This window comes from Citrobacter freundii complex sp. 2025EL-00176 (assembly GCF_053309355.1).
Map to the genome: position 1 here is coordinate 901,273 of NZ_JBRYHT010000001.1, position 16,504 is coordinate 917,776.

A 16,504-nucleotide genomic window follows, 5' to 3' on the forward strand; every position below is an offset into this window, starting at 1 on the left:
ATTCACTAACAGTGAGCGGTAATCTGACAGACAACTAACAGCGAGAAGGTAATGACAGCGAAACCTGAATTATTTACCCGCATAGAACAGACCTTCAGCCAGCTTACGCCGAGCGAAAAGCGCGTAGCCGGATGGCTGTTAGCCCATGGTGTACAGATCCCTTTTGAAACTGCGGATGGCATCGCTAAAGCGGCAGGAACCAGCGGCATTACCGTAGGGCGCTACCTGCGTAAACTGGGCTTTCGCAATCTGGAGGATGCAAAAGCCAGCCTGCGTGAGCTGCCCGTCGTCCCCTATCAACCCTGGGGAATGAACGAGCGGCTGGATTCCTGGCACCAGCAACAAAGCCTGCCGGATCGCGCGCAGCAGTCGCTGTTACTGGAAATCGACGCCATTACCCACGTCTATCAACTCGCGCAAAGCGAAACATTTTTACGCATTGCGCAGCAGCTGGCGCATGCGGAAGCGGTTTACATCCTTGGGATCCAGTCTACTCGCGGGATTGCTAACGCCTTTTTTAGTCACCTGGAATACCTGCGGCCTAAAGTCAGCTACTCCGAAGGGCTTTCCGGTAGTTGGGTCGAGTCGTTGAATTCAGGATTTAACCAGCCATACGTGGTGATCACCGACATGCGCGCCTACTCCGCTACCTCCCGACAATATTGCCGCGTCGCGACAGAACGCCATATTCCACTGGCGCTGATCACCGATGTGTGGTGTCCGTGGGCCAGAGATTATGCCCTTGACCTACTCCAGGTAAAAACTGACACCGGACATTTCTGGGATTCTCTGGCTCCCGTGAGCTGTCTGTTCAACTTATTACTCTCTGCGGTAGTGGAGCAACTTGGTGACTCCCTCGCAGGACGCCTGCAAACCAATCGCCAGTTACAACAACAGTTTGGTCAATTCGAACAATAAACAGGAAATGTGCTATGTCAGAAACCCCAGAGCTGGTCGACCTGTCGGTGATATTCCCGTCGCTGCATATCGATCTCAAATACGCCACTGCCGACAACATTACCGGCGCGCCTATCTACCGGGAAGCGCGCTGCCTGTTACACCGCGAGGCGGTAACCGCGCTGGCTAAAAGCATCAGTATCGCGCAACTGGCGGGCCTACAGCTTGTAGTGTATGACGCGTATCGTCCCCAGCAGGCGCAGGCGGTGCTGTGGAATGCGTGTCCGGATCCCCAGTACGTCGTCGATGTGGCGATTGGATCCAATCACAGCCGCGGGACGGCCATCGACGTTACGCTGATGGACGATCGTGGCAATGTCCTCGATATGGGCGCTGATTTTGATGAGATGCACGACCGTTCCCATGCCTGGCACCCTTCTGTTCCACCGGCCGCGCAGCGTAACCGGTTGCTACTCAACGCCATTATGTTCGGTGGCGGTTTTGTCGGCATTAACAGCGAGTGGTGGCATTTTGAATTGCCTGATGCCGCCCGTTATCCGCTGCTTGACGACCAGATAGCCTGTTTCCCTGTTCCCCCCATAACAACACAACATCCCTTTTAATTCTGGAGCCTGGTTATGAAGACTACACCTGCGTTAAATGCGTTTTTTCGCCCCGCTCTGATCGCCGTTGCGCTGGCATTTGCCCTACCTGCCGCGCAGGCCGCCGTGCCGAAAGATATGCTGGTCATCGGTAAAGCCGCCGACCCGCAGACGCTCGACCCCGCTGTGACCATCGATAACAACGACTGGACGGTCACCTATCCCTCTTATCAGCGTTTGGTTCAGTACAAAACCGAAGGCGGTAAAGGCTCCACGGAAGTTGAAGGTGATTTAGCCAGCGGCTGGAAAGCCTCTGACGATCAGAAAGAGTGGACGTTTACCCTGAAAAACGATGCCAAATTCGCCGACGGTACGCCGGTGACGGCTGATGCGGTGAAACAATCCTTTGAGCGTCTGCTCAAAATTGGCCAGGGTCCCGCTGAAGCATTCTCGAAAGATCTGAAGGTTGAGGCCATTGATGACAACACGGTGAAATTTACCCTCAGCCAGCCGTTCGCACCATTCCTGTATACGCTGGCAAATGACGGGGCCTCAATTATCAATCCGGCTGTCTTAAAAGAGCATGCCGCAGACGATGCCCGCGGATTCCTGGCGCAGAACACGGCAGGCTCCGGTCCTTTCATGCTGAAAAGCTGGCAAAAAGGACAACAACTGGTGCTGGTGCCAAACCCGCATTATTCCGGGGCCAAACCAACGTTTAAGCGGGTCTCGGTAAAAATCATCGGTGAAAGCGCTTCCCGTCGCCTGCAATTGTCGCGTGGCGATATCGACATTGCCGATGCGCTTCCTGTCGATCAGCTTGCCGCTTTAAAACAGGAAGGCAAAGTTAACGTAGCGGATTATCCCTCGCTGCGCGTGACCTATCTGTATCTGAACAACAGTAAAGCGCCGCTCAATCAGGTGGATTTGCGCCGCGCCATCTCATGGGCCACCGATTATAAGGGCATGGTGAATGGGATCCTCAGTGGCAATGGTAAACAGATGCGTGGTCCGATCCCTGAAGGTATGTGGGGTTTTGATGACAAGGCTATGCAGTACAGTTTTGATGAAGCCAAAGCGAAAGCAGCATGGGACAAAGTCGCGAACAAACCCGAGACCCTGAGCTTCTTGTATTCAGATAATGACCCTAACTGGGAGCCGATTGCGCTCTCTACCCAGGCCAGTCTCAACAAACTGGGTATTAAGGTGAAGCTGGAAAAACTGGCGAATGCCACCATGCGTGACCGTGTGGGTAAAGGGGATTACGACATTGCTATCGGCAACTGGAGTCCGGATTTTGCCGACCCGTACATGTTTATGAACTACTGGTTTGAGTCGGATAAAAAAGGTCTGCCGGGTAACCGTTCGTTCTATGAAAATAGTGAGGTCGATAAGCTGCTGCGTAGCGCATTAGCCACCACCGATCCGGTCGCCAGAACCAATGATTATCAGCAGGCGCAAACCATCGTGATTGATGAAGCGGCCTACGTCTATTTATTCCAGAAAAACTATCAGCTGGCGATGAACAAAGACGTCAAAGGATTTGTATTTAACCCCATGCTGGAACAGGTCTTCAACATCTCCACCATGAGTAAATAAGCCACGTTGATGCGGAGCCACTCAGGCTCCGCAAGGGGAAACTAATGACGTTCTGGAGCATTTTACGCCAGCGATGCTGGGGACTTATTCTGGTGGTTATCGGTGTTTGCGTGATCACCTTTATTATTTCGCACCTGATCCCAGGCGACCCCGCGCGGTTGCTGGCGGGCGATCGCGCCAGCGATGAGATAGTCGAAAATATTCGCCAACAGTTGGGGCTGAACCAGCCGCTGTATGTCCAGTTCTTTCGCTACGTCAGCGATATCTTTCAGGGCGATTTAGGCATTTCCATTCGCACCGGTCGTCCGGTACTGGACGAGCTGCGCATCTTCTTTCCCGCTACCCTGGAGTTGGCTTTCTGCTCCTTGTTGCTGGCGCTGGTTATCGGTATTCCGTTAGGCATTTTATCTGCGGTCTGGCGTAACCGTTGGCTTGATCACCTCGTTCGCCTGATGGCGATTACCGGTATCTCCACGCCTGCATTCTGGCTGGGGCTGGGGGTTATCGTGCTGTTTTACGGTCATCTGCAAATTTTGCCCGGCGGTGGACGGTTAGACGACTGGCTGGATCCACCGACCCATGTCACCGGGTTCTACCTGATTGATGCCCTGCTGGAAGGCAATGGCGAAGTCTTTTTCAATGCGCTCCAGCACCTGATCCTGCCATCACTGACGCTGGCTTTTGTGCACTTAGGAATTGTCGCCCGCCAGATTCGCTCCGCCATGCTGGAGCAACTGAGTGAAGATTACATTCGTACCGCCCGTGCCAGCGGACTGCCGGGCTGGTACATCGTGTTGTGCTACGCGTTGCCGAATGCGCTGATTCCATCAATAACCGTTCTCGGCCTTGCATTGGGCGATCTGCTCTACGGTGCGGTACTCACCGAAACGGTCTTCGCCTGGCCGGGAATGGGCGCCTGGGTGGTAACGTCGATTCAGGCGCTCGATTTCCCGGCGGTGATGGGATTTGCCGTAGTGGTCTCTTTCGCTTATGTGCTGGTCAACCTGGTGGTGGATTTACTGTATCTGTGGATTGACCCACGAATTGGACGCGGGGGTGCTGAATGATGCTCACCCAGGAAACGCCGACCGCCCCACAGACTGCTCGTCGTCGCACGGACTGGGCTAAATTATTCTGGATGATGAAAAGCAGCCCGCTGACGCTGGTAGGCGGGGTCATCATCGTACTGATCCTGTTGCTGATGGTGCTGTCACCGTGGATAACCCCTCACGACCCTAATGCCATTAATTTAAGTGCGCGCCTGCTGCCACCGTCTGCGGCCCATTGGTTTGGTACCGATGAAGTAGGTCGCGATCTGTTCAGCCGTGTCCTGGTCGGAAGCCAGCAGTCGGTTGTCGCTGGTCTGGTGGTGGTGGGAATTGCCGGCGGATTGGGTTCGCTGCTGGGTTGTCTGTCAGGTGTTATGGGCGGACGCGCCGATGCAATTATTATGCGAATAATGGACATCATGCTGTCCATCCCTTCGCTGGTACTGACGATGGCGCTGGCCGCGGCGTTGGGACCCAGCCTGTTTAACGCTATGCTGGCGATTGCCATCGTACGTATTCCTTTTTATGTGCGCCTCGCCCGCGGTCAAACGTTAGTGGTGCGTCAGTTTACCTATGTACAGGCTGCGCGGACCTACGGCGCTTCACGTTGGCACCTGATTAGCTGGCACATTTTACGTAACTCTCTGCCACCGCTGATTGTGCAGGCGTCGCTGGATATCGGCAGTGCGATCCTGATGGCCGCCACGCTCGGATTTATTGGTCTGGGCGCACAGCAGCCCAGCGCGGAATGGGGAGCGATGGTGGCGATTGGCCGCAACTACGTGCTCGATCAGTGGTGGTATTGCGCCTTTCCCGGTGCCGCCATTCTGATCACCGCCGTGGGCTTTAATCTTTTTGGCGATGGTATTCGCGACCTGCTGGATCCGAAAGCCGGAGGAAAACAGTCATGACACAACCCGTACTGGAAATTGAGGATTTGCATCTGAGTTTCCCCGGCTATAAAGCTGATGTGCATGCGCTGAACCATGTTTCGCTGCATATCAACCGCGGAGAAATTGTCGGCGTGGTCGGTGAATCCGGTTCCGGTAAGTCCGTGACGGCGATGCTTACCATGCGGCTGCTGCCGGAGGGCAGCTATCATATTCACCAGGGACGCGTTTCGCTACTGGGTGAAGATGTGCTCAACGCCAGCGAAAAGCAGATGCGCCAATGGCGTGGCGCGCGTGTCGCCATGATCTTTCAGGAGCCCATGACCGCGCTTAATCCCACGCGACGTATCGGCCAACAGATGGTGGAAGTTATCCGCCATCACCAGGCGTTAAGCCGCACGGATGCTCGTCAGAAAGCCATTGCTTTACTGGAAGAGATGCAAATTCCGGACGCGGCGGAAGTGATGAAACGTTTCCCGTTTGAGCTTTCCGGCGGCATGCGCCAGCGGGTGATGATTGCGCTGGCCTTTTCCTGCGAGCCGGAACTGATCATTGCCGATGAACCGACCACCGCACTCGATGTCACGGTACAACTGCAGGTGCTGCGTTTGCTGAAGCTCAAAGCGCGCGCCAGCGGGACAGCCGTACTATTTATCAGCCATGATATGGCGGTGGTGTCACAATTGTGCGACCGGTTATATGTCATGTATGCCGGAAGCGTGATTGAGAGCGGCCCTACACAAACCGTTATTCAGCATCCGACGCACCCCTATTCTATCGGCTTGCTGAAATGTGCGCCGGAATACGGCGAACCGCGCGCATTGCTGCCTGCCATCCCCGGCACAGTACCGAATTTAACCTGCTTACCGACCGGATGCGCGTTCCGTGAACGCTGTTTTGCCGCCGGTCCTCACTGTGACGAGACGCCTGCATTAAGCAGTCAGGGAGGCGTGGATCAACAATCTGCCTGCTGGTATCCGCAACTGGAGACAACACATGTCTGAATTTTTACTGGCCTTGCAGGATGTTCATGTCAGCTTTCCCGCGCGTAAAAACTGGCTCGGCAAAGTTACTGAACGGGTGCATGCGCTCAACGGTCTGGATTTACAGATTCGTCAGGGAGAAACGTTGGGGATAGTCGGTGAGTCGGGCTGCGGAAAAAGTACGCTGGCGCAGCTGCTGATGGGGATGCTGCAACCGAGTCAGGGAAACTACTCTCGCCACAACGACAAGCAGCACAACGGCATGCAGATGGTTTTTCAGGACCCGCTTTCATCGCTTGATCCGCGCTTACCGGTGTGGCGAATTATCACCGAACCGGTGTGGATCCAGAAACGGAGCTCCGAGCGTGAACGCCGCATTCTTGCTGAAGATTTGGCGCAACAGGTAGGGATCCGCCCTGAATATCTCGACCGTCTGCCGCATGCGTTCTCCGGCGGGCAGCGTCAGCGTATTGCCATCGCCCGGGCGCTGTCGTCAGAGCCGGATGTGATCGTACTGGATGAACCCACTTCGGCGCTGGATATCTCCGTGCAGGCGCAAATTCTCAACCTGCTGGTGTCATTGCAGGCACGCAGAAATCTGACCTATGTGCTGATATCGCATAACGTGTCGGTGGTTCGCCATATGAGCGACCGCGTGGCGGTGATGTACCTTGGGCAAATTGTTGAACTAGGTGAAACGCAGCAGGTTCTTACTCATCCTGCCCATCCCTACACGCGATTATTACTCGACTCCGTCCCTAAAACGGGAGCACCGTTGGCGGAGGATTTAGTGTTACGGAAAACCGAACTCCCGGGGAACCGAACGTTGCCCGAGGGCTGTTTTTTTCGTGACAGATGTCCGTTGGCGATCCGTGGCTGTGAGAACAAACAGACCTTGCTGACCAGCGAAACGGGCAGTGAAGTTCGCTGCTGGCGGGCGGTTAACATGCGCTGAATGCAGCGGAAAATCAGGTGCAATACGCCTTTTTCAGTGTTTCCACCAGCACTTCGGAGGCGGTAGATAACTTATGATGTGCCGAACGCAGAACGCCGATCCGACGCTGGATCACCGGCGTGTCCAGATCGATACAGGTTGCGCCTAATTCTGTCATTTGCGTACGGCACAGCGCGGGTACGGCGCTGCCGCCCAGGCCCTTGGCCACCAGCCGGCCAACGGTCACCAGCTGATGGCTCTCCAGCGCCACCTCCAGCGAATGCCCGCTTTGCACCAGCTGTTCTTCCAACATCAGACGCACGGCGGAAGGACGTTGCAGGGTGATGAAATCCAGCGTCAGCAGTTCACGCCATGCAATACGATCCCGCCCTGCCAGTCGGCATGTTGGCGGGACAATCGCAATAAAACGATCCACGCCAAGCGGGGTGAAATGCAGATGCCCGGAATAGTCCGGTTCGAAAGCAATGCCCATTTCCACCCGCCCTTCACTCACCATCTCAATGACCTGTTCGTTAATCACATCGTGCACCGTTACGTTGATACCGGAATAGGAATCACGAAACGTCTTCAGTACTGACGGCAGGACGTTAGCGGCAAATGAAGGCATGGCGGCAATAGAGATTTTACCGCGTTGCAGCGTGAATCGCTGGCGCATTGCCTCTTCCGTGTTCTCCCAGTCTGCAAGCAACTGTCGCCCCATGTTCAGTAACGTTTCCCCTTCCTGCGTCAGAGTCACCTTGCGGGTGGTTCTCAACAATAATGCCCCACCCAACGAATCCTCCAGTCCTTTAATCGCCAGACTTAATGCGGGTTGCGACATATTCAGTCTTTCACTGGCATGAGCGAAATTCAGAGTGTGAGCTACCGCTAAAAACGCGCGTAACTGTTTGATGCTCATTCCCATTTCGCATTCCTTTAACTTGTTGAATACCTTTAATTAACATTAAATTGATAAAAAAACCCAATGAGTGAGTCACAAATTTAAAATTAACAAATCATTTTTCTCCCCCAATGATGTCGGCAAGGACAACAGGAGGGGCAAGTATATGGCTGGACTGGATAAACGGGTCGCCACGTATCAAGAGGCGCTGGAAGGACTGACCGACAACATGACGCTGCTGGCGGGCGGTTTTGGCTTATGTGGGATCCCTGAGAACCTGATTGCCGAAGTACGTCGTCGGGAGGTTCAGGGACTTACCGTGGTGTCAAACAACTGCGGCGTGGACGGTTTTGGCCTCGGCGTGCTGCTGGAAACGCGTCAGGTACGCAAAGTGGTCGCATCCTATGTGGGTGAAAACGCGCTGTTTGAAAAGCAGGTGCTGAGTGGCGAACTGGAAGCCATCCTGACGCCGCAAGGCACGCTGGCAGAACAATTGCGTGCTGGCGGCGCGGGGATCCCCGCTTTCTTCACCGCGACCGGATACGGTACCCCCGTGGCCGAAGGAAAAGAGGTGCGCGAGTTTGCCGGACGTCCGTACATTTTAGAGCAGGCCATAACCGGGGATTTTGCGCTGGTCAAAGGCTGGAAAGCCGACTGGTACGGCAATGTTATCTATCGCCATACCGCACAGAATTTTAACCCGCTGATGGCCGCTGCCGGGCGCATTACCGTGGTGGAAGTCGAAGAGATCGTCCCTCCTGGCGAGTTGGATCCCGCAGCGATTCATACCCCCGGAATTTTTGTTAACCGCATTATTCAGGGGCAATTTGAAAAACGTATTGAACAACGCACCCTGCGCCAGAAAGGAGCCTGACCATGTTAACGCGTGAACAAATGGCAATGCGTGTCGCCCACGAACTGCGAGACGGTTATTACGTCAACCTTGGGATTGGTATTCCCACTCTGGTCGCGAACTACATCCCCGATGGTATGGACGTGATGCTGCAATCGGAAAACGGTTTGCTGGGCATGGGGCCGTTTCCCACAGAAGACGAAATTGATGCGGACATGATTAACGCCGGAAAACAGACCGTGACGGCGCGCAAAGGCGCAGCGATTTTCGACTCGGCGCAATCCTTCGCGATGATCCGCGGCGGCCATGTTGACCTGACGGTGCTCGGCGCGTTTGAGGTCGATGTTAACGGCAATATCGCCTCGTGGATGATCCCTGGAAAAATGGTGAAAGGCATGGGCGGCGCAATGGATTTGGTGGCCGGAGCCGACAACATCATCGTGGTAATGACCCATGCCTCCAAAAGTGGTGAGTCGAAATTGCTTCCCGCCTGCACCCTGCCGCTGACCGGCGTGGCCTGCATCAAACGTGTGCTTACCGACCTGGCGCTGCTGGAGATTGCCAACGGGGCGTTCATTCTGCGTGAACGCGCCCCGGGGATCAGCGTGGATGAAATCGTCGCCAGAACCGCCGGCAAGTTGATCGTTCCGGAAAATGTCCCCGAAATGCAATTTAACTGAGGAGCTGACCATGCAGGATGTTGTTATTGTCGCGGCAACGCGCACCCCGATTGGCAGTTTTCATGGCGCGCTGGCGCCGCTTTCGGCGGTTGAACTCGGTTCGGTGGTGATTCGTTCCCTGCTGGAAAAAACGGCCGTGGCGCCAGAGCAAATTGATGAAGTGATTTTGGGTCAGGTGCTGACGACGGGTTGCGGCCAGAATCCGGCCAGACAGACGGCGTTACGCGCGGGCTTGCCGGTCACTACACCAGCGTTAACCATTAATCTGGTGTGCGGCTCGGGCCTTAAAGCTGTGCATCAGGCGGTACAGGCGATTCGCTGCGGTGATGCACAAATTGTGATTGCCGGTGGGCAGGAGAGCATGAGCAATGCGCCCTATTTTCTCGACGGCGCGCGGGCCGGTCTGCGCCTGGGTCATGCCAGCCTGAAAGACAGCGTAGTGCATGACGGTTTGTGGGATGCCTTCAACGACTATCACATGGGCATTACTGCGGAAAATCTGGCGGATAAATTCGTTATCAGTCGTGAGCAACAGGACGCATTTGCTTTGCACTCCCAGCAAAAAGCGGCTGCCGCGATTGAAGCCGGTCGTTTTAGTGCGGAAATTACCCCAGTCAGCGTTCCGCAGGGGAAAAAACCGCCGCGTGTAGTGGACCGTGACGAACAGCCTCGTCCGGATACTCAGGCCGATAAGCTGGCGCAGCTCAAGCCCGCCTTTCGGCCTGGAAACGGTACGGTGACCGCCGGGAATGCTTCTTCAATTAATGATGGCGCTGCGGCGGTGATGCTAATGAGCGCCGCCAAAGCCGCGGAACTCAATTTGCCGGTTCTGGCACGGGTGGCGGGCTACGCGGTCTCCGGCGTCGATCCGACTATTATGGGCATTGGGCCAGTGGAAGCGTCACTTCAGTGTCTGAAACGGGCTGGCTGGACGCTGAACGATGTTGATCTCATTGAAGCCAACGAAGCGTTTGCCGCACAAGCGCTGGCGGTTGGCGAATCGCTGAACTGGGACAGCAGCAAAGTTAACGTCAATGGCGGCGCGATCGCGCTGGGTCATCCGATTGGCGCGTCCGGGTGCCGGATTCTGGTGACCCTGCTGCATGAAATGGCCCGCAGCAACGCCGCTAAAGGGTTGGCCACGCTGTGCGTAGGCGGTGGTCAGGGTGTCGCACTGGCAGTAGAGCGTCCAGAGGGGGTATCTCATGCAAAATAATTCTATCTGCGTACTTGGCGCAGGTTTAATGGGCGTCGGCATCGCTACCCACTTTGCCCGCTTTGGGCACGATGTCTGGTTGTACGACACAGACAGCAGCCGGATTGCGGAAATTAGCCTTATTGCCAGCGGTATTGTGGATGAGCTTATTGCGACTGAACAATTTGCGCTAAGCGAAAAAGCATCGGTGATGAACCGTTTACACGGCACGACGTCGCTACAGGATATTGCCGCGTGCGGATTGCTGATTGAAGCCATCCCGGAACGCCTCGAACTTAAACATGCACTGTATGCGCAACTGGAAGAGCTGATCGCACCGGAGGCGGTGATCGCCAGTAATACCAGCGGACTGCCACCCGATGCTCTGGCAGAAAAACTTGCCCATCCTGAGCGGTTGCTGATCGCCCATTTCTGGAACCCGCCGCACTTTATTCCGCTGGTTGAAATTGTGCCGGGGACGGCAACGAAGGCGGAATATCTCCATGAATTACAAAAACTACTGCTGTCGATGCAACTGGAAGCGGTGGTACTCGATCGCGCCGCGCCAGGGTTTGTCGGCAACCGTCTGCAATTCGCCCTGCTGCGTGAAGCGTTGCACATCGTTAAAAGCGGTATCGCCAGCGCGGAGGTGGTGGATCAGGTGATGCGTGCCTCCCTCGGACGACGCTATGCCATGGTTGGCCCGCTGGAGGCCGCTGATATGACCGGGCTTGCTACGGTACAGGACATTTGTCGGCATCTGCTACCGGAGCTGGCAACAGGTAGCGACATGATGTCGCTGGTCGCTGACAAGGTCGCCAACGGTGATACCGGTTTGCGCAGCGGCCAGGGATTTTATCGCTGGGATGATTCGCGCAAGGAGTACATCCAGCAACGCAGAGAGCATCAACTGCGCTTTGCCCTGAAACCGTAACTTCTCTTTCTGTACCCCACTATAACAATGATATTGAGGAGTCATGATGAGTGTATTAATCGCCCTGGCAGCGCTGGGCCTGCTGATGCTTGCAGCCTATCGCGGATACAGCGTCATCCTGTTTGCCCCCATCGCGGCATTGGGTGCTGTATTGCTTACCGAACCCAGCGCCGTCGGCCCTGCCTTCACCGGCCTGTTTATGGAAAAAATGGTCGGTTTTGTGAAGCTGTACTTCCCGGTATTTTTGCTGGGAGCGGTGTTTGGCAAGTTAATCGAATTGTCTGGTTTTTCCCGCTCTATTGTTGCCGCCGCCATCAATATCCTCGGGCGGCGTCACGCCATTCCGGTGATCGTGCTGGTGTGTGCGCTGTTAACCTATGGCGGGGTATCGCTGTTCGTCGTGGCGTTTGCGGTGTATCCGTTTGCGGCGGAGCTGTTCCGCCAGAGTAATATCCCTAAGCGCCTGATCCCGGCCACCGTTGCGCTCGGCGCGTTCTCCTTCACGATGGACGCTTTACCCGGCACGCCGCAGATCCAGAACATTATTCCGACCAGCTTCTTTGGGACTAACGCCTGGGCCGCGCCGTGGCTGGGGCTGATAGGCTCGCTGTTTATTATTTTCGTCGGCCTGGTTTATCTCGAACGTCAGCGTCGTAAAGCGCAGGCCAGGAATGAAGGCTATGGCACTGAACTGTTAAACGAGCCGGAGACGCCGGATAACATTAACCTACCGAACCCGATAATCGCTATCTCTCCGCTGATTCTGGTTGGGGTGTTTAACCTGCTGTTTACCCGCTGGATCCCACAGTGGTACGGCGCAACGCATCAACTGGAACTTCCAGGCCTTGCCAAACCGATTACCACCGAAGTCGGTAAAATAACCGCTATCTGGGCGGTGGAAGCGGCGCTGATTTCAGGGATCCTGCTGGTGGTGCTGTTCGGCTATCGCAACATTAAAGGTCGCCTGGCGGAAGGCAGCAGAACGGCGGTTGGCGGCGCGATCCTCGCGGCAATGAACACCGCGTCCGAGTATGGTTTTGGTGCGGTGATCGCCGCCCTGCCGGGTTTCCTCGTGCTGTCAAAAGCGCTGGCGGCGATCCCCGACCCGCTTCTTAACGAAGCCATCAGCATCACCACTCTTGCCGGGATCACCGGCTCGGCGTCCGGCGGGATGAGTATTGCCCTCGCCGCCATGTCTGACACTTTTATTGCCGCTGCTCATGCCGCCAATATTCCACTCGAAGTCTTCCACCGCGTGGCGTCAATGGCCAGTGGCGGCATGGATACCCTGCCGCACAATGGCGCGGTCATTACCCTGCTGGCCATTACCGGCCTCAGCCATCATCAGGCATATGGCGGGATTTTCGCCATCACCGTGATCAAAAGCCTGGCCGTGCTGTTTGTTATCGGCGTCTTCTACACCACCGGAATTGTTTAAGGAGAATCATCATGAACTTAACGGGAAAAACCGCCCTGGTTACCGGCTCGACCAGCGGTATTGGATTAGGCATCGCTCAGGTGCTGGCACAAGCGGGCGCTACGTTGATCCTCAACGGGTTTGGTGATGTTGAAGCCGCCAAAGACGCCGTTGCTCAGTATGGTAAAACGCCAGGCTATCATGGTGCGGACCTGAGCGATGACGCGCAAATTGCTGACATGATGCGCTATGCCGCAAGCGAATTCGGCGGCGTGGATATCCTGGTCAACAACGCCGGGATCCAGCATGTGTCTCCGGTAGAAACCTTCCCGGTTGAAAAATGGAACGCGATTATTGCTATTAACCTCTCATCCGTTTTTCACACTACGCGACTGGCGCTGCCAGGCATGCGCGCACGAAACTGGGGACGCATCATTAATATCGCCTCGGTTCACGGCCTGGTAGCTTCAAAAGAGAAATCCGCCTACGTGGCCGCAAAACACGGCGTGGTGGGATTAACCAAGACCATTGCGCTGGAAACCGCGCAGACGGGCATTACCTGCAATGCGCTGTGCCCCGGTTGGGTACTCACGCCGCTGGTTCAGCAGCAGATTGATAAGCGTATTGCCGAAGGTACAGAGCCTGACGTCGCACGTGACGCCCTGCTGGCGGAAAAACAACCGTCGCGTGAATTCGTCACGCCGGAGCAGTTAGGGGAACTCGCGTTGTTTTTATGTTCAGACGGCGCGGCGCAGGTGCGCGGCGTTGCGTGGAATATGGATGGCGGCTGGGTGGCGCAATAACATCATCTGGTGCCGGATAAGACGTAGTCGCATCCGGCACACCACGATTAAGACTTCAACTGATAATCCAGCGTAATTTCCGCGTTCAGTACCTGCGAAACCGGGCATCCGGCCTTCGCCTTCTGGATGATGCCGTCAAACGTGGCGGCGTCTATCCCCGGAACGCTTACCTCACTGTGCAGCGCTACTTTGGTTATCGCAAATCCCGCATCCACCTTATCCAGAGAAACATCGGCAGTGGTATCAATGGCATCTGGCGTAAAGCCCGCTTCACCCAGCATTAACGAAAGCGCCATTGAGAAGCAAGCTGCATGGGCCGCGCCAATCAACTCTTCAGGGTTAGTGCCTTTCTCACCTTCAAACCGGGTATTAAACCCATACGGTTGCTGATTCAGCACGCCGCTTTCGGTCGATACGGTACCTTTACCGCGCTTAATGTCGCCTTCCCAGTGTGCCTGACCTTTCTTATGGATAGTCATTACCGTTCTCCTGTGTTGTCGTTGAAGTTACAAGTATAGGACGCCTGAGAAAATGCATGACACATACGGGATAGTTCTGCATTTACCGCTTAAGCATTGACCTTTCAGATAAAATGACCGACCATCCTGAAAGCCGTTATTTTAAACATCGGCTTTCTATCAGGTTGTATTTCGTCCGTTCTTATACGGACTCGCCCTTGAAACCAGAAACAGGATTAAGGAGTTAGAATGAAATCGAACCGTCAGGCCCGTCATATTCTTGGACTGGACCACAAAATCTCAAACCAACGTAAAGTCGTGACCGAAGGTGACAAAACCAGTGTGGTCAACAATCCTACCGGAAGAAAACGCCGCGCTGACGGCAAATAGCCCTTCGCAGGTCTGACTGAATAACGAGATAAACACCATTGCAACCGCAGTGGTGTTTTTGCTTATAAAACCCCTTAACCCATTCACAATGCTTTATACTTCGCCCGTTTCCCTGGCGGACAGGCCACACACGATCATAAAGAACGCCAGGGACGGTTATTCAAAAAAGAGTGAGTGACATGGAAAACGAAACTAAAAAACTGCGTTCCCTTTACATCCCCTACGCTGGCCCGGTACTGCTGGAATTCCCTTTACTGAATAAAGGGAGCGCTTTCAGTGTGGAAGAACGCCGTAACTTCAACCTGCTGGGGTTACTGCCGGAAGTGGTCGAGACGATTGAAGAACAGGCTGAACGCGCCTGGATCCAGTATCAGGGATTCAAAACCGAAATCGACAAACATATTTACCTGCGTAACATCCAGGACACCAACGAAACCCTGTTTTACCGACTGGTGCATAATCATCTTGATGAGATGATGCCGGTTATCTATACCCCTACGGTTGGTGCTGCCTGTGAGCGTTTCTCTGAGATTTACCGTCGCGCGCGCGGCGTGTTTATCTCTTATCAGAACCGCCACAATATGGACGATATCCTGCAGAACGTGCCTAACCACAATATCAAAGTCATCGTCGTTACCGACGGCGAACGTATTCTGGGCCTTGGTGACCAGGGGATCGGCGGGATGGGTATTCCGATCGGTAAGCTGTCGCTGTATACCGCGTGTGGTGGGATTAGTCCGGCCTACACCCTGCCGGTCGTTCTGGACGTCGGTACCAACAATCAGCAGCTGCTGAACGATCCGCTGTATATGGGCTGGCGTAACCCGCGTATCACTGATGATGAATACTACGAGTTTGTCGATGAATTTATCCAGGCTGTGAAGCATCGTTGGCCGGATGTGCTGCTGCAGTTCGAAGACTTCGCGCAGAAAAATGCGATGCCGTTGCTGAACCGCTATCGCGATGAAATTTGCTCGTTTAACGACGATATTCAGGGCACCGCAGCCGTTACCGTTGGTACGCTCATTGCCGCCAGCCGCGCGGCGGGTAGCCAGTTAAGTGAACAGAACATCGTGTTCCTCGGGGCCGGCTCTGCCGGTTGCGGGATTGCCGAGCAGATCATCGCGCAAATCCAGCGTGAAGGTTTAAGCGAGGAAGCGGCGCGTCAGCGCGTGTTTATGGTTGATCGCTTCGGCCTGTTAACCGACAAAATGCCGAACCTGCTCTCCTTCCAGACCAAACTGGTGCAAAAACGTGAAAATCTGCAGCACTGGGATACGCAAGAGGATGTGTTGTCGTTGCTCGACGTGGTGCGTAACGTTAAGCCGGACATCCTGATTGGTGTTTCCGGACAGACCGGCCTGTTTACCGAAGAGATCATCCGCGAAATGCACAAGCATTGTTCGCGTCCGATCGTCATGCCGTTGTCTAACCCGACTTCACGCGTGGAAGCTACGCCACAAGATATTATTGCCTGGACCGAAGGTAACGCGCTGGTTGCGACCGGCAGTCCGTTCGCGCCGGTTGTGTGGAAGGAAAAAGTCTTCCCGATTGCCCAGTGTAACAACGCCTATATTTTCCCGGGTATCGGGCTGGGTGTTATTGCTTCTGGCGCATCGCGCATTACCGATGAAATGCTGATGTCGGCCAGTGAAACACTGGCGCAGTATTCACCGCTGGTGCTGAACGGCGAAGGATTGGTATTACCGGAACTGAAAGATATTCAGATCGTTTCCCGCGCGATTGCTTTTGCGGTGGGGAAAATGGCCCAGCAGCAAGGCGTGGCGGTGAAAACGTCCGCCGAAGCGCTGCAACAGGCGATTGACGATAATTTTTGGCAGGCGGAATATCGCGACTACCGTCGTACTTCTATTTGACGGTTTGCCCGGCAGCAGAGTCTGCCGGGCAATTTTAAGCGT

General features: G+C 54.9%; 17 protein-coding genes. 15 read left to right on the forward strand and 2 right to left on the reverse strand.

Features of this window, described 5'->3' with window-relative positions:
* Positions 1-51 precede the first annotated feature (51 nt).
* From ACVXHP_RS04470 to ACVXHP_RS04500, 7 genes are read left to right on the forward strand one after another with little or no spacing between them, the layout of a single operon-like run.
* Positions 52-918: a MurR/RpiR family transcriptional regulator gene (locus ACVXHP_RS04470; protein WP_200006439.1), complete on the forward strand. Its 867-nt coding sequence runs from the start codon at positions 52-54 to the stop codon at positions 916-918.
* Positions 919-932: 14 nt separating this feature from the next.
* Complete coding sequence (ddpX, locus tag ACVXHP_RS04475) at positions 933-1,520, forward strand: D-alanyl-D-alanine dipeptidase (protein ID WP_200006438.1); 588 nt, start codon at positions 933-935, stop codon at positions 1,518-1,520.
* A 15-nt stretch (positions 1,521-1,535) separates the two neighbouring features.
* Entirely contained in the window at positions 1,536-3,098 is a 1,563-nt protein-coding gene (locus ACVXHP_RS04480; RefSeq protein WP_447570934.1) for an ABC transporter substrate-binding protein, read from the forward strand.
* 44 nt (positions 3,099-3,142) lie between these two features.
* Positions 3,143-4,165 (forward strand): ABC transporter permease, encoded by a 1,023-nt coding sequence (locus ACVXHP_RS04485; protein ID WP_447570935.1) that lies wholly within the window; start codon positions 3,143-3,145, stop codon positions 4,163-4,165.
* A complete protein-coding gene (gene ddpC / locus ACVXHP_RS04490; protein WP_103770595.1) occupies positions 4,162-5,058 on the forward strand; it encodes a D,D-dipeptide ABC transporter permease in 897 nt (298 codons plus the stop codon). Before ACVXHP_RS04485 ends, ddpC begins: the two co-directional genes overlap by 4 nt.
* Entirely contained in the window at positions 5,055-6,041 is a 987-nt protein-coding gene (locus tag ACVXHP_RS04495) for an ABC transporter ATP-binding protein (RefSeq protein ID WP_447570936.1), read from the forward strand. The genes ddpC and ACVXHP_RS04495 overlap by 4 nt, the downstream gene beginning before the upstream one ends.
* Entirely contained in the window at positions 6,034-6,975 is a 942-nt protein-coding gene (locus ACVXHP_RS04500; RefSeq protein WP_447570937.1) for an ABC transporter ATP-binding protein, read from the forward strand. The genes ACVXHP_RS04495 and ACVXHP_RS04500 overlap by 8 nt, the downstream gene beginning before the upstream one ends.
* 13 nt (positions 6,976-6,988) lie before the next feature.
* Here ACVXHP_RS04500 and ACVXHP_RS04505 read toward each other — a convergent pair whose 3' ends face one another.
* Positions 6,989-7,879 carry a LysR family transcriptional regulator gene (locus ACVXHP_RS04505; protein ID WP_200006434.1) on the reverse strand — a complete coding sequence of 297 codons (891 nt, stop codon included), beginning with the start codon at positions 7,877-7,879 and terminating at the stop codon, positions 6,989-6,991.
* A gap of 142 nt (positions 7,880-8,021) precedes the next feature.
* Here ACVXHP_RS04505 and ACVXHP_RS04510 point away from each other — a divergent pair, with 142 nt between their 5' ends.
* The 6 genes from ACVXHP_RS04510 to ACVXHP_RS04535 are packed head-to-tail and all read left to right on the forward strand — an operon-like array spanning position 8,022 to position 13,737.
* Complete coding sequence (locus tag ACVXHP_RS04510; protein ID WP_032939731.1) at positions 8,022-8,729, forward strand: CoA transferase subunit A; 708 nt, start codon at positions 8,022-8,024, stop codon at positions 8,727-8,729.
* Between the two features lie 2 nt (positions 8,730-8,731).
* Positions 8,732-9,388 (forward strand): CoA transferase subunit B, encoded by a 657-nt coding sequence (locus ACVXHP_RS04515; protein ID WP_447570938.1) that lies wholly within the window; start codon positions 8,732-8,734, stop codon positions 9,386-9,388.
* A gap of 10 nt (positions 9,389-9,398) precedes the next feature.
* Entirely contained in the window at positions 9,399-10,604 is a 1,206-nt protein-coding gene (locus tag ACVXHP_RS04520) for an acetyl-CoA C-acetyltransferase (protein WP_447570939.1), read from the forward strand.
* The gene (locus ACVXHP_RS04525) at positions 10,594-11,517 is read left to right on the forward strand and encodes a 3-hydroxyacyl-CoA dehydrogenase family protein (protein ID WP_316128579.1); all 924 of its coding nucleotides are present in this window, start codon (positions 10,594-10,596) and stop codon (positions 11,515-11,517) included. Before ACVXHP_RS04520 ends, ACVXHP_RS04525 begins: the two co-directional genes overlap by 11 nt.
* A 43-nt stretch (positions 11,518-11,560) precedes the next feature.
* Positions 11,561-12,955: a GntP family permease gene (locus ACVXHP_RS04530; RefSeq protein ID WP_447570940.1), complete on the forward strand. Its 1,395-nt coding sequence runs from the start codon at positions 11,561-11,563 to the stop codon at positions 12,953-12,955.
* Positions 12,956-12,966: 11 nt separating this feature from the next.
* Positions 12,967-13,737, forward strand: a complete 771-nt coding sequence (locus ACVXHP_RS04535) for a 3-hydroxybutyrate dehydrogenase (RefSeq protein ID WP_200006430.1) — start codon at positions 12,967-12,969, stop codon at positions 13,735-13,737.
* Between the two features lie 47 nt (positions 13,738-13,784).
* Here ACVXHP_RS04535 and osmC read toward each other — a convergent pair whose 3' ends face one another.
* The gene (gene osmC / locus ACVXHP_RS04540) at positions 13,785-14,216 is read right to left on the reverse strand and encodes a peroxiredoxin OsmC (protein WP_447570941.1); all 432 of its coding nucleotides are present in this window, start codon (positions 14,214-14,216) and stop codon (positions 13,785-13,787) included.
* A 228-nt stretch (positions 14,217-14,444) separates the two neighbouring features.
* Between osmC and sra the strand changes: the two genes are divergently transcribed.
* Together sra and maeA are read left to right on the forward strand one after the other, a co-directional pair.
* Positions 14,445-14,585 (forward strand): stationary-phase-induced ribosome-associated protein, encoded by a 141-nt coding sequence (sra, locus tag ACVXHP_RS04545; RefSeq protein ID WP_038640628.1) that lies wholly within the window; start codon positions 14,445-14,447, stop codon positions 14,583-14,585.
* A gap of 179 nt (positions 14,586-14,764) precedes the next feature.
* A complete protein-coding gene (gene maeA, locus ACVXHP_RS04550; protein ID WP_447570942.1) occupies positions 14,765-16,462 on the forward strand; it encodes a malate dehydrogenase in 1,698 nt (565 codons plus the stop codon).
* Positions 16,463-16,504: the final 42 nt, after the last annotated feature.